General features: G+C 64.2%; 17 protein-coding genes and 1 pseudogene. 2 read left to right on the forward strand and 16 right to left on the reverse strand.

The window, feature by feature from the left end:
- Positions 1 to 109 precede the first annotated feature (109 nt).
- The 7 genes from glgA to CS006_RS06960 form a co-directional block, all read right to left on the reverse strand.
- A complete protein-coding gene (glgA, locus tag CS006_RS06930) occupies positions 110 to 1,348 on the reverse strand; it encodes a glycogen synthase (protein WP_100511086.1) in 1,239 nt (412 codons plus the stop codon).
- A gap of 103 nt (positions 1,349 to 1,451) precedes the next feature.
- Positions 1,452 to 1,901: a hypothetical protein gene (locus CS006_RS06935; RefSeq protein ID WP_100511087.1), complete on the reverse strand. Its 450-nt coding sequence runs from the start codon at positions 1,899 to 1,901 to the stop codon at positions 1,452 to 1,454.
- Positions 1,902 to 2,056: 155 nt separating this feature from the next.
- The gene (locus CS006_RS06940; protein WP_100511088.1) at positions 2,057 to 3,589 is read right to left on the reverse strand and encodes a glutamate synthase subunit beta; all 1,533 of its coding nucleotides are present in this window, start codon (positions 3,587 to 3,589) and stop codon (positions 2,057 to 2,059) included.
- A 2-nt stretch (positions 3,590 to 3,591) separates the two neighbouring features.
- The gene (gltB, locus tag CS006_RS06945) at positions 3,592 to 8,166 is read right to left on the reverse strand and encodes a glutamate synthase large subunit (RefSeq protein ID WP_100511282.1); all 4,575 of its coding nucleotides are present in this window, start codon (positions 8,164 to 8,166) and stop codon (positions 3,592 to 3,594) included.
- Between the two features lie 322 nt (positions 8,167 to 8,488).
- Complete coding sequence (gene hemW, locus CS006_RS06950) at positions 8,489 to 9,694, reverse strand: radical SAM family heme chaperone HemW (RefSeq protein ID WP_100511284.1); 1,206 nt, start codon at positions 9,692 to 9,694, stop codon at positions 8,489 to 8,491.
- 67 nt (positions 9,695 to 9,761) lie between these two features.
- Positions 9,762 to 11,642 (reverse strand): translation elongation factor 4, encoded by a 1,881-nt coding sequence (lepA, locus tag CS006_RS06955; protein WP_243386863.1) that lies wholly within the window; start codon positions 11,640 to 11,642, stop codon positions 9,762 to 9,764.
- 128 nt (positions 11,643 to 11,770) lie between these two features.
- Entirely contained in the window at positions 11,771 to 12,652 is an 882-nt protein-coding gene (locus CS006_RS06960) for an aldo/keto reductase (protein WP_100511089.1), read from the reverse strand.
- Between the two features lie 229 nt (positions 12,653 to 12,881).
- On the opposite strand from CS006_RS06960, the gene rpsT reads away from it, so the two are divergent.
- Complete coding sequence (rpsT, locus tag CS006_RS06965; protein WP_100511090.1) at positions 12,882 to 13,142, forward strand: 30S ribosomal protein S20; 261 nt, start codon at positions 12,882 to 12,884, stop codon at positions 13,140 to 13,142.
- A gap of 102 nt (positions 13,143 to 13,244) precedes the next feature.
- On the opposite strand, the gene CS006_RS06970 is transcribed toward rpsT, so the two are convergent.
- The 8 genes from CS006_RS06970 to CS006_RS07005 form a co-directional block, all read right to left on the reverse strand.
- The gene (locus CS006_RS06970) at positions 13,245 to 13,997 is read right to left on the reverse strand and encodes a trimeric intracellular cation channel family protein (protein WP_100511091.1); all 753 of its coding nucleotides are present in this window, start codon (positions 13,995 to 13,997) and stop codon (positions 13,245 to 13,247) included.
- Positions 13,998 to 14,100: 103 nt separating this feature from the next.
- The gene (locus tag CS006_RS06975) at positions 14,101 to 15,075 is read right to left on the reverse strand and encodes a nucleoside hydrolase (RefSeq protein WP_100511092.1); all 975 of its coding nucleotides are present in this window, start codon (positions 15,073 to 15,075) and stop codon (positions 14,101 to 14,103) included.
- Positions 15,076 to 15,179: 104 nt separating this feature from the next.
- Complete coding sequence (locus CS006_RS06980; protein WP_100511093.1) at positions 15,180 to 16,307, reverse strand: branched-chain amino acid aminotransferase; 1,128 nt, start codon at positions 16,305 to 16,307, stop codon at positions 15,180 to 15,182.
- A gap of 250 nt (positions 16,308 to 16,557) precedes the next feature.
- Positions 16,558 to 17,172: a 50S ribosomal protein L25/general stress protein Ctc gene (locus CS006_RS06985; protein WP_100511094.1), complete on the reverse strand. Its 615-nt coding sequence runs from the start codon at positions 17,170 to 17,172 to the stop codon at positions 16,558 to 16,560.
- Between the two features lie 179 nt (positions 17,173 to 17,351).
- On the reverse strand, positions 17,352 to 18,335 hold the full coding sequence (locus CS006_RS06990) for an EamA family transporter (RefSeq protein WP_423734836.1): 984 nt from the start codon (positions 18,333 to 18,335) through the stop codon (positions 17,352 to 17,354).
- 331 nt (positions 18,336 to 18,666) lie between these two features.
- On the reverse strand, positions 18,667 to 20,079 hold the full coding sequence (locus CS006_RS06995; protein ID WP_100511096.1) for an NAD(P)(+) transhydrogenase (Re/Si-specific) subunit beta: 1,413 nt from the start codon (positions 20,077 to 20,079) through the stop codon (positions 18,667 to 18,669).
- Positions 20,079 to 20,393, reverse strand: coding sequence for an NAD(P) transhydrogenase subunit alpha part 2 (locus CS006_RS07000; RefSeq protein WP_100511285.1), 315 nt, complete (start codon positions 20,391 to 20,393; stop codon positions 20,079 to 20,081). The genes CS006_RS06995 and CS006_RS07000 overlap by 1 nt, the downstream gene beginning before the upstream one ends.
- A 2-nt stretch (positions 20,394 to 20,395) precedes the next feature.
- The gene (locus tag CS006_RS07005; RefSeq protein ID WP_100511097.1) at positions 20,396 to 21,556 is read right to left on the reverse strand and encodes an NAD(P) transhydrogenase subunit alpha; all 1,161 of its coding nucleotides are present in this window, start codon (positions 21,554 to 21,556) and stop codon (positions 20,396 to 20,398) included.
- A 361-nt stretch (positions 21,557 to 21,917) separates the two neighbouring features.
- Between CS006_RS07005 and CS006_RS07010 the strand changes: the two are divergent.
- Positions 21,918 to 23,798, forward strand: a pseudogene (locus CS006_RS07010) (AMP-dependent synthetase/ligase); the annotation flags it as partial.
- A gap of 125 nt (positions 23,799 to 23,923) precedes the next feature.
- Here the strand turns inward: CS006_RS07010 and CS006_RS07015 are convergent.
- Positions 23,924 to 24,955 carry a Gfo/Idh/MocA family protein gene (locus CS006_RS07015; RefSeq protein ID WP_100511099.1) on the reverse strand — a complete coding sequence of 344 codons (1,032 nt, stop codon included), beginning with the start codon at positions 24,953 to 24,955 and terminating at the stop codon, positions 23,924 to 23,926.
- Between the last annotated feature and the right edge of the window lie 9 nt (positions 24,956 to 24,964).

Here is a 24,964-nt window from a genome sequence, read left to right on the forward strand (position 1 = left end):
GTCGAACCACCGTCGATGAATGGCCGGTATACGACATTGCCGTATCGCGCGGAATCACTCGTACGATACGGCAATGCGTGACGTCAGCCGGCTCTGTCAGCCGTTGATGTCAGCCATTGAGGATGGCGTTGTAGACCTTGATGGTCTCATCGGCGATGGTCTCCCAGCTGAACACGTCTCGGGCGCGGGCGTATCCGGCCTCGCCCATCTTCTTGGCGAGCTCGGGGGCGCGCATGACCTTGTTGATGGCGTCGGCCATGTCATGCACGAACTTGTCCGGATTGGTGGGGGTGCCGGTGCCATCGTGCAGCTGGTCGATCGGCACGAGGTAGCCGGTCTCGCCGTCGACGACGACCTCGGGGATGCCGCCGGTGGCGCTGGCCACGACGGGCAGACCGCAGGCCATGGCCTCGAGGTTCACGATGCCGAGCGGCTCGTAGATGGACGGGCAGATGAATGCGTCGCAGCCGTGTTCCAGAGCGCTCAGCTCGTTCTTCGGCAGCATCTCCTCGATCCAGATGATGTTGCCGCGCTCCTTGTCGAGCTCGGCGAAGGAGGACTTGACCTCGGCGGCGATTTCCGGAGTGTCCGGCGCGCCGGCGCACAGCACCACCTGCACGTCCTTGTCGACGAAGTGCAGCGCCTTGAGCAGGTACGGCAGACCCTTCTGACGGGTGATGCGGCCGACGAACAGCAGCGTGGGCTTGCTGCGGTCGATGTTGTAGCGTTCGAACACGCCCCAGCCCGGATCGTCGGCCGCGGGGGTGGCGAACTCGCTCATGGTGATGCCGTTGTATACCACATGCACCTTGTCCGGGTCCACATTCGGGTAGGCGGCGAGGATGTCCTTCTTCATGCCGCCGGAGACGGCGATGATGCCGTCGGCGTGCTCATAGGCGTCGCGCTCGGCCCAGGAGCTGAGGTTGTAGCCGCCGCCGAGCTGCTCGCGCTTCCACGGTCGGAAAGGCTCGAGGCTGTGTGCGGTGATGACCAGCGGGATCTCGTGCAGCTGCTGCGCGAGGCGGCCGGCCAGGCAGGCGTACCACGTGTGCGCGTGGACGAGGTCGGCATCCACGTCGTTGGCGATCTGCAGGTCGACGCCGAACGTCTTCAATGCGGCGTTCGCATCGGCGAGCTCGGTCGGGGTGTCGTAGCCGACCACGGTGAGACTGCCCTTGGGGTCGGTTCCCGGAATGGCCGGGACCTCGTCGGCCTTGCGCGGGCCGTCGAATGCGCGGACGGTCACGTCGATGCGTTCCGCCAGGACCTTGGAAAGCTCTTCTGCGTGAACTCCGGCGCCACCGTAGATGTGCGGGGGAAATTCGCGGGTGAGGATGTCGACTTTCATAGGCGTCTCCTTCGTTGCTCTGATTGCGAACACTCCCAAGTATAAAAAAGAACCGCCAATATCGGCGGTTCTTGCGGATTGCCCGTGTCGTGAGAGCGTATCGTCACACGGCGGTGCCGTATTCGTCGACGTTGGGGTTGTCCTTGGGGTCCCCCGATACGAAGAACAGGCTGAGCACGCCGACTGCGAACACGGCCGAGACGACGATCACCGACCATGTGGGCATGTTCGGAATCCACATGACCACGAAGAACGCCAGGGCGGACAGCACGATCAACAGCCAGCATAGGAAGCGGACCCAGCCGCGGGCCGTATGGGGCAGACTCAGCTTGCCGGGCTCCCTCGTGACGGGGGCGTTCTGGACGGGAAGGTCGGTCCTGGCCGAGGGCTTCCACTCCCCCGTCTGGCCGTCCTGCAGCCTGATGGACTTCTCCTGCAGCGAGTATTCATCGACCAGTCCTTCGCGGGACCTGGCCTGATAGCGCGCCGGCTGCTTCGCTGTACCTTTGCGGTTGCGCTTGGCATTGGCACGACGTTCGGCACGATTGGGCATGGAATCACTCCTGTTGTGATGGGATTACGCTGCGCACCACTTTACCTCACATCCGTTCGGAGGTCATGGCGTCGAAAACGTGTTTTCATGGATGACGGCCCGTCCCACGCGCATGCGGGAGATGGGCCGTCATCGTTTGCCGAACCGGACGGCGGTCAGCGGCGCGGCAGCGCCATCGGACGCTGGGAAGCGACTATGGGCGCAGGCAGTTCGGTGCTGCCGGTGAGATACTTGTCCACGGCTGCGGCGCAGCTGCGGCCTTCGGAAATGGCCCAGACGACGAGCGACTGGCCGCGTCCGGCGTCGCCGCAGGCGAAGACGCCGTCCTGACTGGTGGCGAAGGAGTCGTTGCGCGCCACATTGCCACGACCATCGAGATCAACGGGCAGCTGGTCGACGAGCGTGTCGGTCTCCGGATGGAGGAATCCGACGGAGATCAGCACCAGGTCGGCGGGGATGATGCGCTCGGTGCCGGCCTGGCGGGTGAACGGCCCGTTCTCGCCGGGGGCGACCTTCACGATCTTCAGACCAGTGACATGGCCCTTCTCGTCGGAGACGAAGCCCTCGGTCTGCACGCCGTCGATCTCATGGATGTTCTCGGGCAGCGTGGTGCCTTCGAATTCCACGGAATCGGTGTCATAGATGTAGGTGCCGCCCTCCTCCATGGAGGAGGTCTTCTGGTACAGGCGGGCGAAGGTCGGCCAAGGCTGGTTGGCGGGACGCTCCGTGGGTTCCTGGGACATGATCTGCAACACGGTGACGGACTTGGCGCCCTGGCGGATGGATGTGCCGAGGCAGTCGGAGCCGGTGTCGCCGCCGCCGATGACCACGACGTGCTTGTCCTTGGCGGTGATGTCGTTGATCGGCTTCTTGCCCCAGACGCGGCGGGTGGCGTCGGGCAGGAAGTCCATGGCGAAGTGGATGCCGTCGAGTTCGCGGCCGGGCAGCTTCATGTCGCGCGGGACGGTGGAGCCGATGGCGACGACCACGGCATCGTAACGGGAGCGCAGCTCGTCCCACGAGATGTCCTTGCCGATCTCCACGTTGGTGTGGAACACGGTGCCTTCGGCCTCCATCTGCTCCACACGACGGTCGAGCAGCGACTTGTCGAGCTTGAAGTTCGGGATGCCGTAGCGCATCAGTCCGCCGATGGCGTCATGACGCTCGTAGACGACCACGGTGTGGCCTGCGCGCGTGAGCTGCTGGGCGCAGGCGAGGCCGGCGGGTCCGGAACCGACGACGGCCACGGTCTGGTCGGTGAGTCGCTGCGGGGGCTGCGGCTTGACGTAGTCGAGGTTCCACGCCTGGTCGATGATGGTCTGCTCGTCGAGCTTGATCATGGTCGGCGGCTGGTGAATGCCGAGCACGCAGGCGGCCTCGCACAGGGCCGGGCAGATGCGGCCGGTGACCTCGGGGAAGTTGTTGGTCATCGACAGCTTGTTGTAGGCGTCCTCCCACTGGCCCTGACGGACCAGGTCGTTGAATTCGGGGATGACGTTGCCCAGCGGGCAGCCGGTCATGCAGAACGGCGTGCCGCAGTCCATGCATCGCGCGGCCTGCTCCTGTGTCCACGGCTGCAGACCGGACTCGGCATGTACGTCGAGCCAGTCCTTGATGCGCTCCTCGACCGGGCGTTCGGCGAGCTCGCGGCGGGAACGGACCTTCAGAAAACCTCTAGGATCGCCCATGTTCAGCGCACCCCTTCCATAACCTGCTCGTAGACCTTCTCCCAGGCCCCCGGAGCGTTGAAATCGACATTATTCTCTTCGGCCTGCTTCATCGCACGGGTCATGGCGACGTACTGCGTGGGCACCACGTGCGTGAACCGCTTGACGGAGTCGGACCAGTTCTCGAGCAGTTCCTTGGCGATGCTCGAATCGGTCTCCTCGGCGTGCTTTTTGACCAGTGCGTGCACAGTCTCGGCCTCCTCGCCCTCCAGCGGGAGGAACTTGAGCGCACCGCTCTTGACGGCGGAGGGGTTCACCTTCGCCATGTCGAGGTCGAGCATGTAGGCGTTGCCGCCGGAGAAGCCGGCGCCGAAGTTGCGGCCGGTGGGGCCGAGCACCACCACGGTGCCGCCGGTCATGTACTCGCAGCCGTGGTCGCCCACGCCTTCGACGACGAACGTGGCGCCGCCGTTGCGCACGGCGAATCGCTCGCCCGCCCTGCCGGCGACGAACATCTCGCCGGAGGTGGCTCCGAAGCCCGTCACGTTGCCGGCGATGACGTTCGTATGCGGATCGAAGGTCACGCCGTCCTCGGCACGCACGATGATGCGGCCGCCGGAAAGACCCTTGCCGGCGTAGTCGTTGACCTCGCCGTAGATGCGCATGGTCTCGCCGCGCGGGATGAACGCGCCGATGGACTGGCCTCCCGAGCCGTGCAGCGTCATGTCGATGGTGTCGTCGGGCAGCCCCTCGGCCTCGTAGCGCCTGGTGATCTCATAGCCGAGCATGGTGCCGACGGTGCGGTTGACGTTGCGGATCGGCAGCTCGATGCGTACGGGCTCCTTGTGTTCCAGCGCCGGCTGTGCAAGCTCGATGAGCTTGTTGTCGAGCGCCTTCTCGAGCTCGTGGTTCTGCTTGGTGGTGTTGTGCAGAATCGTTCCGGGGGTCGGGCCGGCCTGCATGAGCACGTTGCTCAGGTCGATGCCGTCGGACTTCCAGCGCTTGATGGCCTCGTCCTGGTCGAGGCACTCGACGTGTCCCACGGCCTCCTCGAGCGTGCGGAAGCCGAGCTGGGCGAGGATCTCGCGCACCTCCTCGGCGATGAACATGAAGAAGTTCACCACGTGTTCGGGCTTGCCGCGGAAGCGGGCGCGCAGCTCCGGGTCCTGGGTGGCGATGCCCTGCGGGCAGGTGTTCTTCTGGCAGGCGCGCATCATGACGCAGCCTTCGACGATCAGCGCGGCCGTGGCGAAGCCGAATTCCTCGGCGCCCAGCAGCGCGGCGATGACGACGTCGCGACCGGTCTTGAGCTCGCCGTCGCACTGCACGACGATGCGGGAGCGCAGGCCGTTGAGGATCAGCGTCTGCTGGGTTTCGGAAAGACCGATCTCCCACGGGGTGCCGGCGTGCTTGATGGCGTTGAGCGGGGCCGCGCCGGTGCCGCCGTCGTAGCCGGAGATGAGCACGACGTCGGCATGGCACTTGGCCACGCCGGCGGCGATGGTGCCCACGCCGAACTCGGAGACGAGCTTCACATGGATGCGGGCCTTCGGGTTGGCCATCCTCGCATCGTTGATGAGCTGCTTGAGGTCCTCGATGGAGTAGATGTCGTGGTGCGGCGGCGGGGAGATGAGCTCCACGCCGGGCGTGGCGTGACGGACCTTGGCGATCCACGGCGGGACCTTGGCGCCGGGCAGGTGGCCGCCCTCGCCGGGCTTGGCGCCCTGGGCGAGCTTGATCTGCAGGTCGGTGGCGTGCACGAGGTAGTCGCTGGTCACGCCGAAGCGCGCCGAGGCGATCTGCTTGATGCGGCTGTAGCGCTGCGGATCGTTGATGCGGTCGTCGGATTCGCCGCCCTCGCCGGAGTTGGAGCGCGCGCCGATCTGGTTCATGGCGATGGCGAGCGTCTCGTGCGCCTCCTGCGAGATGGAGCCGTAGCTCATGGCGCCGGTGGAGAACCGCTTGACGATCTCGCTGGCCGGTTCGACCTCGGAGATGTCGATGGGCTTGCGCTTGTCGTTGAACTTCATGAGGCCGCGCAGCGTCATCAGACGGTTGGAGGTGTCGTTGATGTGGTGCGTGTACTTCTTGAACATGTCGTAGTCGCCGCGTTGGGTCGACTGCTGCAGCAGGAAGATGGCCTCCGGATCGTTGAGATGGTCCTCGCCGGTGCGGCGCCACTTGTATTCGCCGCCGGTGCGCAGGTTGCGGTGCGGCGTGGCGGTCCACTGGTTCGGATAGGCCACGCGGTGCCTGATGGCGACCTCCTCGGCCAGCTCGTCGAGACCGACGCCGCCGACGCGGGACGTGGTGCCGGTGAAGTACTTGTCGATGACGTCCTCGCTCAGGCCGATGGCCTCGAACAGCTGGGCGCCGCGGTAGCTCATGATGGTGGAGACGCCCATCTTGCTCATGATCTTGAGCACACCGGTGGAGAGCGCCTTGATGAGGTTCTTCACGGCCTTGGCGGGCTCGACGTTCACGTAGCCGCGGTTGGAGAGGTCCTCCACGGATTCGAGCGCCAGATACGGGTTCACGCAGGCGGCGCCGTAGGCGATCAGCAGGGCGACGTGATGGATCTCGCGAACGTCGCCGGCCTCGACGGCCATGGAGACCTGGGTGCGGGTGTGACGGCGCAGCAGGTGGTGCTGCACGGCGCTGGTGAGCAGCAGCGACGGGATCGGGCCCCACGTGTGGTTGGAGTCGCGATCGGAGAGCACGAGGAAGTTCTTTCCGTCGGCGATGGCCTCGTCGATCTCGGCGAAGATCTCCTCGAGGCGCTCCTCGAGGGCCTTGCCGCCGCCGGCGACCTGGTAGAGGCCCTTGACCACGAACGGCTTGTAGTAGCCGCCGAGGATCGGCGCACGGTCGAGGCGCTTGAGCTGGGCCATCTCGTCGCTGTCGATGACCGGCAGCGGGATGAGCACCTTCTTGGCGTGCAGCTCGCTGTCCTCGAGCAGGTTCGGCTCGGGACCGATGGCGGATTCGAGGCAGGTGACGATCTCCTCACGCTCCCAGTCGAGCGGCGGGTTGGTCACCTGGGCGAACTTCTGCGTGAAGTAGTCGAACAGCATGCGCGAGCGCTTGGAGAGCACGGGCAGCGGGACGTCGTTGCCCATGGAGCCCAGCGGCTCCTTGCCGGTGTTGGCCATCGGCGTGAGCAGGAGCTTGAGGTCCTCCTCGGTGTAGCCGAAGGCTCGCTGGCGACGCTGCACGGACTGGCCGGAGTGGCGCACGTGCTCGCGGGCGGGCAGCTGGTTGAGTTCGATGGAGTTGCCTTCGACCCACTGGCGGTACGGATGCTGGGAGGCGAGGGACTTCTTGATCTCCTCGTCGGGGATGATGCGGCCTTCGGCGGTGTCGACGAGGAACATCTTGCCGGGCTCCAGACGGCCCTTCTCGACGATGTGGTCCTGCGGGATTTCGTTGAGCACGCCGGTCTCGGAGGCGAGCACCACGTAGCCGTCGTCGGTCACCTGCCAGCGTCCGGGACGGAAGCCGTTGCGGTCGAGCAGGGCGCCCACCTGGGTGCCGTCGGTGAACACGATATCGGCCGGGCCGTCCCACGGCTCGATGAGCGTGTTGTTGTATTCGTAGAAGGCCCTGACGTCGGGGTCGAGGGCGTCGTTCTTCTCCCAGGCCGGCGGCAGCATCATGGAGATGGCATGCGGCAGGGAGCGTCCGGCGAGGTGCAGCAGCTCGAGGCATTCGTCGAAGGTGCCGGAATCGGAGTAGCCGGGCGTGTTGATGGGCAGCAGCGGCTTGAACTCGCCGAGCAGTTCGGAGCTCAGTCGGCCTTCGCGGGCGGAGAGCCAGTTGCGGTTGCCCTGGATGGTGTTGATCTCGCCGTTGTGGGCCAGCAGGCGGAACGGCTGGGCCAGCGGCCAGCTCGGGAACGTGTTGGTGGAGAAGCGGGAGTGCACGATGGCGACGCGCGCCTTCATGCTCGGGTCGGAGAGGTCCTCGAAGAAGGGCTTGAGCTGCATGGTGGTGAGCATGCCCTTGTAGGTGATGGTGCGGGACGACAGCGAGGCGAAGTAGACGCCCACCTCGTGCTCGACACGCTTGCGCACGCGGAACGCCTTGCGCTCCAGCTCGATGCCGCCGAGCTTCGCATCGTCCGCGTCGGCGAAGACCAGCGTCTTGAAGGCCGGCATGGAGGCCAGGGCCTGCAGACCGAGACCGTTCGGGTTGGTGGGCACCACACGCCAGGCCAGAACGGTGAGCCCTTCCTCCTCCACGATCTTGGCGATGGCCTGCTCCTGCTGGGCACCGGCGGCGATGTCGCGGTCAAGGAACGCGATGCCGGCCACATAGTGGCCCTCCTCGGGCAGCTCGGCGCCAACGGTGTTGCGCATGAACTCGTCGGGCATGGACATCAGGATGCCCGCGCCGTCGCCCGTGTTCTCCTCGGCGCCCACGGCGCCGCGGTGGTCGAGGTTGATGAGCACCTCGATCGCGTCGTCGACGATCTTGCGCTCGGGAATCCTGTTGAGGGTGGTGACCATACCAACGCCGCAGGCGTCATGCTCCGAGGTAGGGTCATACATCCCTTCGGGAGTATGTATCGTCAGATCAAGCGGAGCGTGTAATGTCACCGAAATCACCTCTGGTCTAGGGCAGGTCTTCACCTGCGTTTTATTTGCCTTGACAGAATACAGCCAAAATGTATCTTAGATGCAACCAGGGGCATATATCACAATTGCCAAAAGTTTTAAAGACTTTTCTTTTCTAAGGCTCACATGCATTCCACATAATGAGACATTTTTCGATGGCGGTCATCGCCGCCACCAACCGAAGTGCTTTACGCCGAGGCCTTTCCACCCTCGGACCACATCGAACGGCGACTCCGCCGAAACGAGTCGCCATTCGGAATACGATGCGGCGCTCCGACGCCGACACGCCCGGACCTCCCGAAAATTACAGGCCGCAGATCTCGAAGCAGTCGGCGATCAGCGAATCGTTGAGCAGCCGCCCCCGACGGGTGGGAACGATGCGGCCGTTCTCAAGGACGGCGAGCCCCGCGTCGAGAACGGGACGGAACATGTCCGACGTCAGTTCGCGGCCGAGGACGGCCGACAAGTGGTCGAGACCGAGCCCCTCCCGCAGCCGCAGGCCGAGCATGATGGTCTCCTCCGCGTTCTCGTCGCGCGCGATGGTCTCCTCCCCCTGCCACGGGACCTCGTCCATGGTCACTTTCCGGCCCCACATCCTCGGATGCGCGATGTCCCATGAACGGATGCCGCAGGCGTCCTCCCCGCGCCCGCCGGCCGCCCCGTCCAGGGGCAGGGCGTAGTGGGAATGCGCACCGGGGCCCATTCCGGCCCAGTCGACGTTGCGCCAGTATCCGAGATTATGCCGGCTTTCCCGGCCGGGTCGGGCCCAATTGGATATCTCGTACCATTGCAGTCCCGCCGCGGAGAACAGGTCGTCGGCGATCTCGTATTTGGCGGCCTCGTCATCGTCATCCGGTCTGGGAAGGGTGCCGGCCGCGATGCGCCGTCCCATCTTCGTGGTCGGTTCGACGGTCAGGGCGTATGCCGAGACATGGTCCACGCCAAGGTCGATGGCGGCATGCACCGACGTGCGCCAGTCGTCGAGGCTCTCCCCCGGCGCGCCGTAGATGAGGTCGACGCTGCTGCGCAGGCCGCAGCGTTCGGCGGCCCGCACCCCGGCGGTCACGTTTTCCGGGGTGTGGGTCCGGTCAAGGGTGCGCAGTACATGCGGCACGGCGGATTGCATGCCGAAGGAGATCCTGGTGAACCCGCCGTCGGCGAGTTCGTGAATATAGTCGGCGTCCACGGTGTCGGGATTGGCTTCGGTCGTGATCTCGGCGTCCGGTTCCAGGCCCCATGTATCACGTACCGCGTCGACCATGCGCACCAGGTCGGCTGCGGGCAGGACGGTGGGGGTGCCGCCGCCGAGGAAGACCGTGGACACGGCGGGCTCGTCGATGCCGTGATCGATCTGCCATCGCCTGACGGTTCTCATTTCGCGGATGACCATGTCGGCGTAGTTGCCCCGGGAGGCGCCCCCGCCGAGGTCGCTGGCCGTATACGTGTTGAAATCGCAGTAGCCGCAGCGTCGAAGGCAGAACGGCACGTGGATGTAGACTTCGTATTCCATCTTTTCGGAAAAACGCTCCCCTCGCCCGCCGGTCGGCTCCACTTGTCCGAGGAGCCGACCGGACGACTCAGCCTTCCTTCTTCTGGGCCGCGCGAATCTTGTCCTTGGTGTCGCGGTCGGTGGGCTCGTCGGTGGACAGCGCCGCGATGAACGCCTCCTGCGGCACCTCCACATGGCCGAGCATCTTCATGCGCTTCTTGCCGGCCTTCTGCTTTTCAAGCAGCTTGCGCTTACGGGTGATGTCGCCGCCATAGCACTTGGCGAGCACGTCCTTGCGCAGGGCGCGGATGGTCTCGCGCGCGATGATACGAGAGCCGATGGCCGCCTGGATCGGAATCTCGAACTGCTGGCGGGGAATGAGCTCGCGCAGCTTCTTCGTCATCATGACGCCGTAGCTGTATGCCTTGTCGCGATGGACGATGGCGCTGAACGCGTCGACCTTGTCGCCCTGGATGAGAATGTCGACCTTCACGAGGTCGGCGCTCTGCTCGCCGTCCTCGTGGTAGTCGAGCGACGCATATCCCTTGGTGCGGCTCTTGAGCTGGTCGAAGAAGTCGAACACGATCTCGGCGAGCGGCATGCGGTAATGCATCTCCACGCGTTCCGTGGAGATGTACTCCATGGTGCCCATCTGCCCGCGGTGCTCCTGGCACAGGTCCATCACCGCGCCGATGAACTCCTTGGGAAGGATGATGTCGGCGGCGACCATCGGTTCGACGATCTTCTTCACCTTGCCTTCGGGGAATTCGCTCGGATTGGTCACGTGGTGCACCTTGCCGTCCTCGCTGGTCACCTCATAGGTGACGTTGGGGGCGGTCTGGATGAGGTCGAGTCCGAATTCACGGCTCAGACGCTCCGAGACGATCTCCATGTGCAGTAGGCCGAGGAATCCGCAGCGGAAGCCGAAGCCGAGGGCCACGGACGTCTCGGGCGTGTAGATGAGCGCGGCGTCGTTGAGCTTGAGCTTGTCGAGAGCCTCGCGCAGTTCGGGGAACTGGGCGTTGTCCACGGGGAACAGGCCCGAGTAGACCATCGGCTTCGGGTCCCTGTATCCCGGCAGCGGCTCGGACGCGGGCCGGACCGCGGAGGTCAGCGTGTCGCCCACCTTGGACTGGCTGACATCCTTCGCTCCGGTGATGATGTAGCCGACCTCGCCGGCACCCAGCGCCTTCGTCGGCGTCATGTCGGGGCTGATCACGCCGATCTCGATGGGCTCGTGCGTCATGCCGATGCCCATCATGTGCACCTTCTCACGCGAATGCAGCTCGCCGTCCTCCATGCGGATGTAGGTGACGATGCCGCGATAGGAGTCGTACACGGAATCGAAGATCAGCGCACGGGCCGGAGCCTCGGGATCCCCGTCGGGAGCCGGTACCTCCATCACTATCTGGTCGAGCAGGTCGGCGACGCCCTCGCCGGTCTTGCCGGACACGCGCAGCACATCGGAGGGGTCGCATCCGATGAGACCGGCGATCTCCTCGGCGTGCTTCTCCGGCTCGGCACTGGGCAGGTCGATCTTGTTGAGCACGGGGATGATGGCCAGGTCGTGGTCGATGGCCATGTACAGGTTCGACAGCGTCTGCGCCTCGATGCCCTGGGTGGCGTCGACCAGTAGCACGGCGCCCTCGCACGCCGCCAGCGCGCGGGAAACCTCGTAGGTGAAATCGACGTGCCCCGGGGTGTCGATCATGCCGAGCGTGTATTCGGTGCCGTCGAATGTCCACGGCACGCGGACGGCCTGCGACTTGATGGTGATGCCACGCTCCTGCTCGATGTCCATGCGGTCGAGGAAGCGGTCCCTCATCTCACGCTCGGGCACGATGCCACTCAGCTGCAGGATACGGTCGGCGACCGTCGACTTGCCGTGGTCGATGTGCGCGATGATGCAGAAATTCCTGATCACCGACTGGTCGGTATACCCGGGCTTGTTGTGCAGCTCTTTCGCCAAGCGCGTCTCCTTGTTCGTCCTTCGGCTGTATCACGACAGCGACTCAAAGTTCCATACCAAAGCCACTAGTCTACCGTCAGCTCTCGGCAACGCGAAGACGCGCCCCATCCGGACCGTCCGAAGCGCGGTCAGGAGACGTTGCCACGGGAGAACTGGTCGGCCCACGACTGGGAGTTGACGTTCGTGGCGGGGTCGCCGGAGATGCGCCCCTGCGGCGTGTGCAGTGCGTCGATGGACGCCATCTCCTCGTCGGTGAGCGAGAATCCGAAGATGTCGAGGTTCTGACGCATGCGATCGGGATGCGAGGACTTGGGAATGACCACACGCCCGGACTGCACGTGCCAGTGCAGCACCACCTGCGCCGGCGTGACGCCGTGCGCCTCGGCCGCACGCAGCACCTCGGGGGCGTTCATGTCGCCGCCGTGCCCCAGAGGCGAGTACGCCTCCACGGCGATGCCGTGGCTTGCGCAATAGGCCCGAACATCGGGCTGGGAGAAGCGCGGATGCACCTCGATCTGGTTGATGGCGGGGGCCTCGCCGGTCTCGTCGATGAGCCTCTGCAGATGCTCCGGCAGGAAATTCGATACGCCGGCCGCACGCAGCACGCCCTGCTCCTTGATTTCGAGAATCGCCCTCCACGTCTCCACGTAGCGGTCGATCAGCGCGAACGGCCAGTGGATCAGATACAGATCGAGCACGTCGACCCCGAGCTTGCGGCGGGACTCCTCGAAGGCGACCTTCGTCGCGTCGTAGCCCTGGTCGCAGTTGCGCAGCTTGGTGGTGACGAACACCTTGCCCGCCATGCCGGTGGCCTTGAGCGCGGCGCCCACGCCCTCCTCGTTGTAGTAGGCGGCCGCCGTGTCGAAATGCCGGTATCCGATTTCCAGGGCCTCCTCCACGGCCCGCTGCGTATCCTTGCCAGGGATCTGGAACACACCGAAGCCGACCTGGGGGATGCTCACCCCACCAGCGAGCTCGATGTCGGAAACCGTATCATTCGTGGTTGTCATGGCCTTCCCTTTCCCATAAGGTATCCGATGGAACACGACGGGCGTTGAGGCGTCGATGCCCGCCGTCCGTCGTCTTCCAAGTCTAGCCGGCGCTTCGCCGCGACGGACGGAACCGCTCGGCGAGTGTCCCCCTGATACCGGAAATTCACCGAGCGGTAGTGCTCCCGTGAAATTCGTGGTATCATATCCGTTTGTATGTCCGTTTAGCAAACGTCGTTTGGAGTACATAGTGGCAAACATCAAGTCGCAGAAGAAGCGCGTCCTGACCAACGAGAAGGCGCACATCCGCAACGTCGCCTACAAGAGCGAGCTGAAGACCGTGATCCGCAAGGTTCGCGAGGCCATCGCCGCCGGCGATAAGGAAGCCGCCCAGGCCGCCTACAAGGTCGCCTCCCAGAAGCTCGACAAGGCCGCCGGCCGTGGCGTGATCCACAAGAACCAGGCCGCCAACCGCAAGTCCGGTCTGGCCAACGCCATCAACGCCCTCTGACGGCGAACCGCGTTTCAACGAAAATCCCGCAGTATTCATGATATCTGCGGGATTTTTTATTACTGAAAACCGATTGACGACGGAACCGGAGGCCCAGACCGGCTACTCCGCCGAACCGGGACCATCCTTCGTCTCCGTGGATTCGGGGTGGATGACCGGACGCCTGAGGTACCTCCCCTGTGTAGGCAGATGCGTGCGATGACGCTCCAAGGCCCCGGGGAAGGTGATGTTGAACGCCACCGACAGCATGCGCAGCGCAAATACGACGATGACGATGCAGACATCCAGCACCATCTCGCCGTTAAGCCCCAGATGCCAGTGATCGGTGGCACGGGCGGCGAACACCGTAAGCAGGCATCCGATGAAGGACGGCACCGCATACAGATGCTTGTCGCGCAGGATGGAGGGCACCTCATTGAGGAGTATGTCACGGATGGTGCCGCCCGCCAGGGCGGTGAACATGCCGAGGAACGCGGCCGTCATGCCGGAGGAATGATATGCCAAGGCCTTCGCGGTTCCGTTGACGGCGAACAATCCCAGGGCCAGGGCATCGGTGATGATCATGGACCATTTCAGATGCTCGATCTCGGGATGGACGACGGCCACGATGAATCCCGAGGCCAGGGCCGTAAGCACGAATCCCCTGTCGGTGATGCCCACCGGCGGCAGGGCTCCCAGCAGCACATCACGGGTGATGCCGCCGCCGAGGGCCGTGACCCATGCGATGACAAGGATGGAAAAGAGGTCGTATTTCTTATGAATGGCCGACAGCCCCCCCGACAGCCCGCAGATGAACGTCGCCAGATACTCTATGCCCAGGAACACGGCATTGCTCTCGAGCGCCACCTGATCCATCGGCCCCTCCCCCGTCTTCATGCCCGCCGGCATGTCCGCACGAAAAACCGGTAAGACATTAGCACTTTGAATGCCGAACACGCCGAAGGAGAAGGAAGGTTCATCATTCGTTCATGTTCGCGCGGTCACACCCCCGACCGACGACACCGAGCGTGCGATAGATATAGCCTTTGTATGCAATGGGGTCGAGTGCACTGCAAATGCGGATGTTGGGGTTCCTGCCGGAGAACCGGTTGCGGTCGACGATCACGGAACCATAGCCCGGACCCGGCGTCGTATCGACCTGGCAGTAATAGGCGTCGCATTCGGCGACACATTCGGGATGCAGGGCCGCGGCCATGGCCGCGGGGTCGGCCATGTCGAGGCAGGGAACGCCGAAGCGCTCACGGTTCAGTTCCGCCAGCACGTGGTTGGCGTCGATGACGAACCGCCCGAGGTCGCCGCTTTCCCTGATGCAACGCATCTCCTTCTCGCTCAGCATGCTGTCGCCGAGCGAGGCGTCCCATCCGACGAACATGACATCCGGCAGGCCCGATTCCGCCACGATGCGCGCGGCCTCGGCATCCTGCCACACGTTGAATTCGGCCACCGGCGTCACATTGCCGGCGCCGAGCCCAGCCCCGGCCATGGCGACGATGCGTCCGACCCGTCGCATCGTCGCGGGGTCGAGCTTCAGGGCGATGGCGATATTGGTCAAAGGCCCCAATGCGATGATGTCGATGGTGTGCGCCTCGTGGTCGCGCAGGGCCTCGAGCATGTGCAGCACGGCGTTGCCTTCGGCTGGGCGCAGCCTTTGTGGCGCATACCCCAGGTCGCCCATGCCGTCGTCGCCGTGGGTCTCGTAGGCATAAATGAGCGGATTGAACAGCATGGACGCACTGCCCCGGTATACGGGCGGTTCGTAGGTACCGGATCGTTCGATGGTGGTCAGCGTGTTGCTCACCGCCTGTTCGAGCGGCACGTTGCCCGCCACCGTGGTGAACATCAGTATGTCGTATACGGGGTCGTTGAGCGCCATGGCGATGGCCATGGCGTCGTCCGATCCGCAGTCCGTGTCGATGATGATAGACCTGGCCATCGTAGCCGCTCCCGTCGTATCTCGTTTTCGGAAAAAGAAAAATCGTGTGGGCCTGATGATACAGGCTCCACACGATTCGTTCATGCCACGGAATCGATTCCGGTTCAGCAGACCTTCCACATCCAGTTGTGCGGATCCTCGATCTCGCCGAGCTGGATGCCGAGCAGCTGGTCGCGCAGCGACTGGGTCAGTTCGCCGACGCCGCCTTCGGCGACGGTGACGTCGAACTTCTCGGACTTGAAGCGGCCGATCGGGGTGATGATGGCGGCGGTGCCGCAGGCGAACACCTCGGTGACCTCGCCGGACTTGATGTCCTCGAGCAGCTGCTCGAGAGCGATCATGGTCTCGACCACGTCGTGGCCGTTGTCCTGCAGGAGCTGGATGAGCGAACGCCGGGTGACGCCGGGCAGGATGTTGCCGGTCAGGGACGGGGTCTCCACGTGGCCGTCCTTGTGCACGACCATCATGTTCATGCCGCCGAGCTCCTCGAGGTAGGTCTTGGTGGCGGCGTCCACGAAGCACACCTGCTCGCAGCCGTTCTCGATGCCGGTGTACTCACCGAGCAGGGACGCGGCGTAGTTGCCGCCGCACTTGGCGAAGCCGGTGCCGCCGGGGCCGGTGCGGAACCACTTGTCCTCCACCCAGATGCTCACGGGCTTGACACCGCCCGGGAAGTACGGGCCGGACGGGGATGCGATCACGCAGTAGTCCACTTCCTGCGGGGCGCGCACGCCGAGGAACGGCTCGGAGGCGAACATGAACGGACGCATGTACAGCGTGTATTCGCGGCGGGTGGGCACCCAGGCGGCGTCACGCTTGACCAGGGCCGCAACGGAACCGAGGAAGTCGTCGATGGACAGCTCCGGCAGGTACAGGCGCTTGGCAGAGTTCTGGAAACGCTCGGCGTTGGCATCCGGACGGAACAGCCAGACGGAACCGTCGGCATGATGATAGGCCTTGAGGCCCTCGAAGCACTCCTGCGCGTAGTGCAGCACGGAAGCACCCGGGTCCATCTTGAGCGGGGCGTACGGCTCGACGCGACGATCCGACCAGCCTTCGCCCTTGGTCCACGTCATGTGGGTCATGTTGTCGGAGAAGACCTGTCCGAACGCCGGCTTGTCGATAAGCTCCTGGCGCTTGGCGTCGGAGGCCGGGTTTTCGTTGGGCAGGACGGTGAAGGCGTCGGCCAGCTTGGACAGCGCCGTCGGATCGTGATGAGTATTTTCTGTCATTCTTAGCTTCTTTTATTCCATTGCCGGGCGAGAACCCGTCCGGCTGCGGGTATGCCATCGGTGCTTCTGGCACCGAACTGAGTAACACTCTCTCACATGAGGATTATCCGTCACTGAGAAAGTTCACATTATGAAAACGGTCGTATGAAGGCATGACCGTCTTCCGCGCCAACGCAAAGAGCCCACACCGAGGTGGGCTCTTTGCCTATGCGACCCTGCGGGCCGCTGGTTCAGTGTCCTATCGACGAGGTCACTCGGCGTCGGCGGCCGGAGCGGCGGCAGCGTCGGCGGTGGCGTCGGCGGCCGGAGCGGCGACCTCGGAGGCGTCCTCAGGAACCTCGACGGTGACGACGGACTCTTCCGGATCGTCGTGGATGAGCTCCACGCCTTCCGGCAGGACGACGTCCTTGGCCAGCACCTTGGTGCCGTCCACGAGGCCCTCGACGCTCACGGTGATGCGCTCGGGCAGGTTGGCGACATCGGCCTTGACCTTGAGCTCCTGGATGTCGACGAACGCCACGGCGGCGCCCTTCGGGGTGCCTTCGACGAAGACCGGGACCTCGACCTCGATCTTCTCGCCGGCGCGCACCTCATAGAAGTCGACGTGCTCGATCTGCTGCTTGACGGGGTTGCGCTGCACGTCCTTGACGACGGCGAGCTTGGAGTCCTCGCCGAACTTCAGCTCGAACAGGGCGTTCGTACGACGCAGGGCGTTGGTGGTCTCCTTCATGGGGAGCTGCAGGAAGGTAGGCTCTTCGCCGCCGGCGTACACGGTGGCCGGAACCAGCTTGGCGACGCGCATGCGGCGGGCAGCGCCCTTGCCGAACTCGGTGCGGACAGCGCCTTCGAGGGTGATATCTGCCATGATGTTCTCCTTAGATCACAACAATTCGGTAATTCGTCTTTTCGTTTCGGCGCATCGACGCGCCGCAGAGAACACCGTGAACGGAGAACCATACGTCGAGTCGATTACGGAAGCGCGAATCCATCGCCTTCCCTCGCCAAGACAACAGTCGCTAAGCATAGCATGAACGGCTCGTTTTGTCACGCGGCCGTGTCCATCGATGTCTTCAGGTCGGCGCGGCTGCGATTGGACGCATGCTCGTCCCCGGAGAACGTGACGATGACGGCGAGCATGACGCAGCCGACCCCGATGAGCTCCCCCACGCCGGGAACCTCGCCGAACATGAGGCCCACGCCCACCGCCACGGCCGGATACATGGACTGCATGACCGAGAAGGTGCCGGACGTGGTCTTGCGCATGACCACCTGGTCGATGACGTATGGGAAGAAGGAGCTCAGCACCGACACCACGAGCATGAGCAGCAAAAGGTGGACGATGCCCCACGAACCCTCGTCGACCAGCCAGGTGGCGGAGACGGGCGGCAGGAACAGGCCGCGCACCGCAGGAACGGCGAGGAACAGCGACTGGGCGGCGAATCCTATGCACATGGCCACGGAGAGCCGGTTGAGCGGGCTGCCAGCATGCGCCACCTTGCGTCCCATGACGATGTAGATTCCCCACATCGTGCCGCCGATGAGGATGGCCGCGAGACCGATCAGGAAGTGCCCGCCGTCGGGTGAGGCAATGGACACGCCGGCGAGCAGGACGACGCCCGTCGCGGCGATGGCGACGCCTATGCGTTCACGCCAGTTGCGTCCGCTGATGACGGCCACACCGAGCGGACCGATGAATTCTATGGCGACAGCCATGCCCATGTTCATTTCGCTGATCGCCAGATAGAACATGGTGTTCATGGCCACGATGGCAAGCCCGCATCCCGCGGTGATAAGCCAATCCCGTCGGGTATGGGGAAGCGTATGCCGCACGTCCCTGCGCCACGGACGACGCCATGCGAGCATCATGATGGCCAGGAAGCCGAACCGGTACCAGGCTGCGCACAGCGGGTTGATCTGGGTGAATACGCTTTTGGCCGCGCCGGTGGCGAGATACATCAGTATTCCCTCGACGGCCACGATGACGACCGCCGGGGTCTTCTCCAACATACGATACGCTATCTTCCTCACAGGCATGTAAGCGTATCGTCATGTTTCCGGTATGTAAACCGGGGAACGCCGATGTTCCATGTTCTGTATGAAAGCCACACACTTCCGATACGAGAAGCGCCGTGGAATCCAAATCCGGATTCCACGGCGCTTCTCGAGAGAATCACATAACGTGTGTGGTTTCAAGGCACGGATCGCGAAGACGTACAAAGGTACGTCGAGTGCTCCGCAACGCTGAGAATGCTCCGTTATGCGATGAGCAATTGATTGTGTGACGCGTGTGCCATCAAGGCGTGGGAGATGAAGGCGCACAAAGGCACGTCGAATCTCCCACAACGTGGATGACACTCCGTCACGCAATCAATTCCTTGACGGAGGCGATGATGGCCTGCAGCTCCTTCTTCGCATCGCCGAACAGCATCTGCGTGTTGTCGTTGAAGTACAGCTCGTTTTCGATGCCGGCGTAGCCCTTGCCGCGGCCGCGCTTGATGACAACGACGTTTTCGGACTTGTCGACGTCGAGGATCGGCATGCCGGAGACCGGGGTGCCGGGCCGACGGGCCGCGGGGTTGGTCACGTCGTTGGCTCCGACCACCAGGGAGATGGTGGCGGTGGGGAACTGCGGGTTGATGTCATCGAGGTCGACGAGCTCCTCGTAGGGCACGTTGGCTTCGGCAAGGAGCACGTTCATGTGTCCGGGCATGCGACCTGCGACGGGGTGGATGGCGTAGGCGACCTCGACGCCGCGGCTCTTGAGCAGTTCGCCGAGGTCGGCGAGCTCGCGCTGGGCCTGGGCCATGGCGAGGCCGAATCCGGGGACGAAGATGACCTTCTGCGCGTAGACGAGCTGGACGGCGACGTCGTCGGCGGAGGTCTCCTTCATGGTGCCGGTCACGCCGTCGTCGCCACCGGCGGCGTTGTCGCCGCCGAAACCGCCGGCGAGGACGGAAAGCAGGGGCCGGTTCATGGCCTGGGCCATGAGGATGGAGAGGGTGACGCCGGCCGCGCCGACGAGGGCGCCGGCGACGATGAGCGCCACGTTGTCGATGGCGAGGCCGGACATGGCCACGGCGGTGCCGGTGCAGGCGTTGAGCACGGAGATGACGACCGGCATGTCGGCGCCGCCGATCGGGATGACGAACACGAGGCCGTAGCACAGGGCGAACACGGTGGTCAGGATGGACCACAGGAGTCGCTGCTCGGGCTGGATGCACAGCATGACGAACGCGGCGATGGTGAGCACGATGAACAGCACGTTCCAGAAGCTCTTGCCGGGGAGCCTGAGGTTCTTGACGAACCTGACGCCCTGGAGCTTGCCGGCTGCGATGAGCGAGCCGGTGAAGGTGACGGAGCCGATCATGATGCCGAGTCCGGCGGTGATGAGCACGACGAGGGTGGGCAGCTCCTCGTTGGTGAGGATGTCGTTGAGCGCGACGAGCGCGGCCGCGCCGCCACCGACGGTGTTGAACACGGAGACGAGCTGCGGCATGTCGGTCATCTTGACCTTCTTGGCGGAGACGACGCCGGCGACGGCGCCGATGAGGATGCCGACGACGAGCACGATGACCGCGGTGGTGGAGATGAAGCCCTTGACGAAGAGGTGCACGAACGCCATGACCACGGCGAACACCATGCCGGTGGCCGAGATCTGGTTGCCCTTGCGGGCGGTCTTAGGCGAGTTCATGAAGTGCAGGCCCATGACGAACATGACGGCGGCCAGCAGGTACACGAACCAAGCGACGATATCGATGGGTGCTGCGGTCATTACTTATCGCCTTCCTTCTGGTCCTTCTTGGAGGGCTTCGAGCTCTTGAACATCTCCAGCATGCGGTCGGTGACCACATAGCCGCCGACGACATTCATGGTTCCCAGCACGGCGGCGAGGAAGATGAACACGTAGGCGAGCGGGGTCTGCGCCTCGGCGGCGACGATGACGACGCCGACGATGACGATGCCGTGGATGGAGTTGGCACCCGACATCAGCGGCGTGTGGAGGGTCGCCGGCACCTTGCCGATGACCTCGATGCCGATGAGCAGGGCGAGGACGAACAGGGTGATCGAGACTACGAGATCGGGCATGATCACTTCTCCTCTTCTTCTGTGACCGGTTCCGGCGCTTCGACGCGGCCGGCGACGATGAGCGCGTTGTCGAGTTCCTCGGTGAGGTCCATGACGAGCCTGCCGTCGTTCACGAAGTGGGCGAGCACGTCGGCGACGTTGCGGGCAAGCAGGTTGGATGCCGTGGTGGCGACGCCGCTGGCGAGGTCGGGGGCGCCGATGAGCTGGACGCCGTTGTCGGTGACGATGGTCTGGTTGGGCTTGGAGCCGGCCACGTTGCCGCCAAGGTCGCTGGCGGCGCAGTCGACGATCACGGCGCCGCGGTGCAGACCGTCGACGCCCGCCTGGGTGAGCAGCATCGGGGGCTTGCGTCCGGGAACCTTCGCGGTGGTGATGACGACGTCGAACTCCGCGGCCTTCTTGTCGACGGCGGCCTGCTGTGCGGCCTGCTCCTCGGCGGTGAGCTGACGGGCGTAGCCGCCCTCGCCCTGACCCTTCGAGAAGTCGAGGCCGAGTTCGAGGAACTTGGCGCCCAGGGACTCCACCTCGCCCTTGGCGGCGGGTCGCACGTCGTATGCGGTGACGACGGCTCCGAGTCGACGCGCGGTGCCGATGGCCTGAAGTCCGGCGATGCCCGCGCCCAGGATGAGCACCTTGGCCGGGCGGATGGTGCCGGCGGCGGTGGTCATCATGGGGAAGAACGAGCCATAGGCGTCTGCGGCCTTGAGCACGGCCTTGTATCCCATGACGGAGTTCTGGCTGGTCATCTCGTCCATGGACTGCGCGGAGCTGAGCTGGCGGGGCAGCTTCTCGATGCCCACGCCGACGAGTCCGGCCTTGTCGAGACAGTCCACATACTCCTGGTCGGTGAACGACCCGAGCATGCCGATGACCCAGGAGCCCTTGGGCAGGCGGGCGACGAGATCGTCGTCCGGACGTTCTACGAATCCGAAGGCCTGCGACTGTGCAATGACCTCATCCTTGGTAACGACCTTGGCTCCTGCCTTGATATAGTCGTCGTCGCTGAATCCTGCGGCATGCCCTGCGTTGCGTTCGATGACGCAATCGATGGCGGAACGCTTGAGTCGTTTGACGATGTCCGGGGTGAGCGCCACGCGAGACTCATGCCCGCCGGCCTCATTGAAAATTCCATAAGTGATGGTCGATTGCGTATCTTCCGCCACCTGGTCCTCCCTCGTGTCTTTCCGTAATGGCGGCGCATCAATTCGCGACGCCCCGTCAAGTCTATATCAAAGTCAACAAATGGCAACAATTGCCCATCATCCGATATATGCGGTGTATGGGCCGGGTCGACGCGCGTCCCTACGGTAGCGTAACGGGAGGCCCTCCTACTAGAGTGCGTTAGGACTATTGAATGAAGGAGAACTCGTGGGTCTTATCGGTTCCGCAAAAAACGCAGTGGCCACCGCGGCGCACCGTGCCGCCAATCTCGGACGAAACTATCTGGACTACCCCGGCAGCGACGATCTGAACGACGACGGTCTTCCCGACAATCCGACCGCCGGGGAGCCCATCTCCCCCGACGACCTTCCCCATGTGGATTACTGGGGGCCGGACTATCCCACCACGACGTACATGGACAACGGCCTGCTTGCGGCCCGCACCGACGGCAACCCCCCGCTCGACGAGGGGACCAGCATCTATGATATCTACGCCGACCGTGCCGAACGCATGGGCGACAAGCCGCTGTACACGTTCAAGAGGGACGGCCAGTGGGTGACGAAGACCGCCGATGAGACGCTCGCCGACATCCGCATCACCGCGAAGGGTCTGCTGCATTACGGCCTGAAGAAGGGCGATGCCGTGGCGTTCATGTGCCGCACCAGCTACGAATGGAACATCGTGGATGCGGCGATCATGGCCTGCGGAGGCGTCCTCGCCACCATCTACGACACCGATTCCGGCGAGCAGATCCGCAACATCGCCAATAACTCCGACGCCCGCCTGCTGATCGTCGAGACCACCGACATGAAGGCGGAGGCCGAGAACGTGCTGCCCCAGTGCCCCACCGTCGAGCACATCGTATGCCTCGAGACCGGTGGTCTCGACGAGATCCAGGCCTATGGCGCGTCCGTCTCCGACGCCGTGCTCGACGAGCGCATCGATTCGGTGAAGAAGACCGACCTGTGCTCCATCGTGTACACGTCCGGCTCCACCGCCGCGCCGAAGGGCGTGGAGATGACGCATGAGCATTACTGCGCCGACGCGTTCAACCTGCGTGACTACATGCCCGACCTGCTGCATGACGAGAAGAACACCATCCTGCTGTTCCTGCCGCAGGCGCATTCCTTCGCCCGCGCCATCAACTACATCGTGGTGGCAAGCTCCCTGCACGTCTACATCGCGCAGGGCATCAGGACGCTGATCTCCGACCTGCAGGTCGCCAGGCCGTCGGTGATGATCGTGGTTCCCCGAGTGTTGGAGAAGGTGTACAACGCCGCCTCGCAGAAGGCCGGCCACGGCGCCAAGGGCCTGGTGTTCGCCGCCGCCGTCACCGCCGCCCAGGACTACATGAAGGAGGTGGCCGAAAAGGGCAGGGCGGGAGCGCTCACCAGCGCCCGCCGCGCATCCTTCGACCCCATCGTGTACAAGTCGCTGCGCGATGTGCTGGGTGGACGCGCCCAGTGGATCGTCTCCGGCGGCGCTCCGCTCGACCCCGAACTGCTTGCGTTCTTCCGCGGCGCCAAGGTTCCGGTGTACGAGGGCTATGGAGCCACCGAGACCACCGCGCCATGCGCGTTCAATCCGCTGGGCGTGCCGTTCCGTCAGGGTTCCGTCGGCATCCCGTTCCCCGGGTTCACGCTGCGTATCGCCGAGGACGGCGAGATTCAGATCAGGGGAGCCTCGGTGTTCCCCCGCTATCACAAGAACGATGAGGCCACGAAGGCGTCGTTCACCGAGGATGGCTGGTTCGTCACCGGCGACCTGGGTCGTCTCGACGGCGAGGGATTCCTGTACATCACCGGCCGCAAGAAGGACCTCATCATCACGGCCGGCGGCAAGAACGTTTCCCCCGGTCCGATCGAGGAGGTCATCCAGCGCTGCGAGATTGTGTCGCAGGCGCTGGTGCTCGGTGACAAGCGTCCGTTCATCTCCGCGCTCATCACCTTGGACGAGGAAGCGCTGCGCCCGTGGCTGGAGTCCAAGGGGCTCGATCGCGAGATGTCAATGGAGGACGCCGCCGGCAACGCGGCGGTGCGTGCGGAGATTCAGAAATTCGTCGATCTGGCGAACGAAGACGTCTCCCGTGCCGAGTCGGTGCGAAAGTTCATTGTGCTTCCCGAGGAGTTCACTCAGGAGAACGGTCTCATGACCGCCTCGATGAAGGTCATCCGTCCGAAGGTCATCGCCCGGTATGCCACCCTGCTCAACACGCAGATGTACAGGCCTCGCAAGAAGGCGTGAAAGGCCACGACGACCGACTCTGATGCTGATCGGATAGGACCCCATCCTTTTTCAGGATGGGGTCCTATCCGTATATTCAGACCTCTATTTGGACCTTACCGAGGTCGCAGCCGCACCCGGCTGGTTCAGCGCTCGAAGGGATAGACCTCGCCCCACTGGGCACGCAGGCCGTCCATGACTCCCATGATGCGCAGCGTCTCCTCATGCGGCATCTCACGGCATTCCCGTTCGCCCTCAAGAATGGCCTTGGCGGCGCTGACCACCTGGTATTCGTATCCGGTGATCTGCTCCGGGACCGGAATCGTGTCGACGAGCCGGTGATCGGGATCGAACACCTTGACCGCCTCCGGATTGTTGATGTTCTCCACGATGAGGTAGCCTTTGTCGCCCTGGACGATGCCCTGCCTGCTGCCGACCGCCGTCATGGAGGCGTCGACGACCGCCATCACGCCGTTGTCCAGCCAGAAGGTGGCGCAGAACTGTTCGTCCACTCCCCTGTCGGTGAAGACGCAGCTGCTGGTGACGCGCGTCGGTTCGGCGTCGGGAAACGCCATGGCGACGAAGTTGATCGGGTAGACGCCGACGTCGAGCAACGCGCCACCCGCCATGGCCGGATCCGTCATACGCGCCTTGCCTGAGACGGGATACGACAGATTGGCGTATACCTGCCGTGGCTCTCCGATGACGCCGGAGCGAATGGCATCAAGGATGATGGCGCGGCTCGGCATGTATCGTGTCCAGATCGCCTCCGTGCACAGCAGCTTCGTCTGCCGGGCGACATCCAGCACCTTTTTCGCCTGACCTGTGTTCGCCGTGAACGACTTCTCCACCAGCACGTTCTTTCCGGCGAGCATGCATGCGATGGCATGCTGGGCGTGCAGCGCATGCGGCGTGGCGATGTACACCAGGTCGACCTCCGGGTCGGCGAGCATCGTCTCATAGGCCCCGTATGCCTTGTCGAACCCATACTCGCCGGCGAACTCCACGGCACGGCGTTCGTCGGCGCGGGTGGCCACGGCATACGGACGGACCAGCCCGCGATAGCGTTCGTCACGCGCCATGGACCGCAGCGTCCGGGCCATGTGACGGGCGATCCGGCCGCAGCCGAGTATGGCCACGTTCACCGTTCCCTCGTGCGTTCCGTTGCGCTTGCTCATGATCGGCTC

The sequence above is a fragment of the Bifidobacterium primatium genome (assembly GCF_002802875.1).
GTDB lineage: Bacteria > Actinomycetota > Actinomycetes > Actinomycetales > Bifidobacteriaceae > Galliscardovia > Galliscardovia primatium.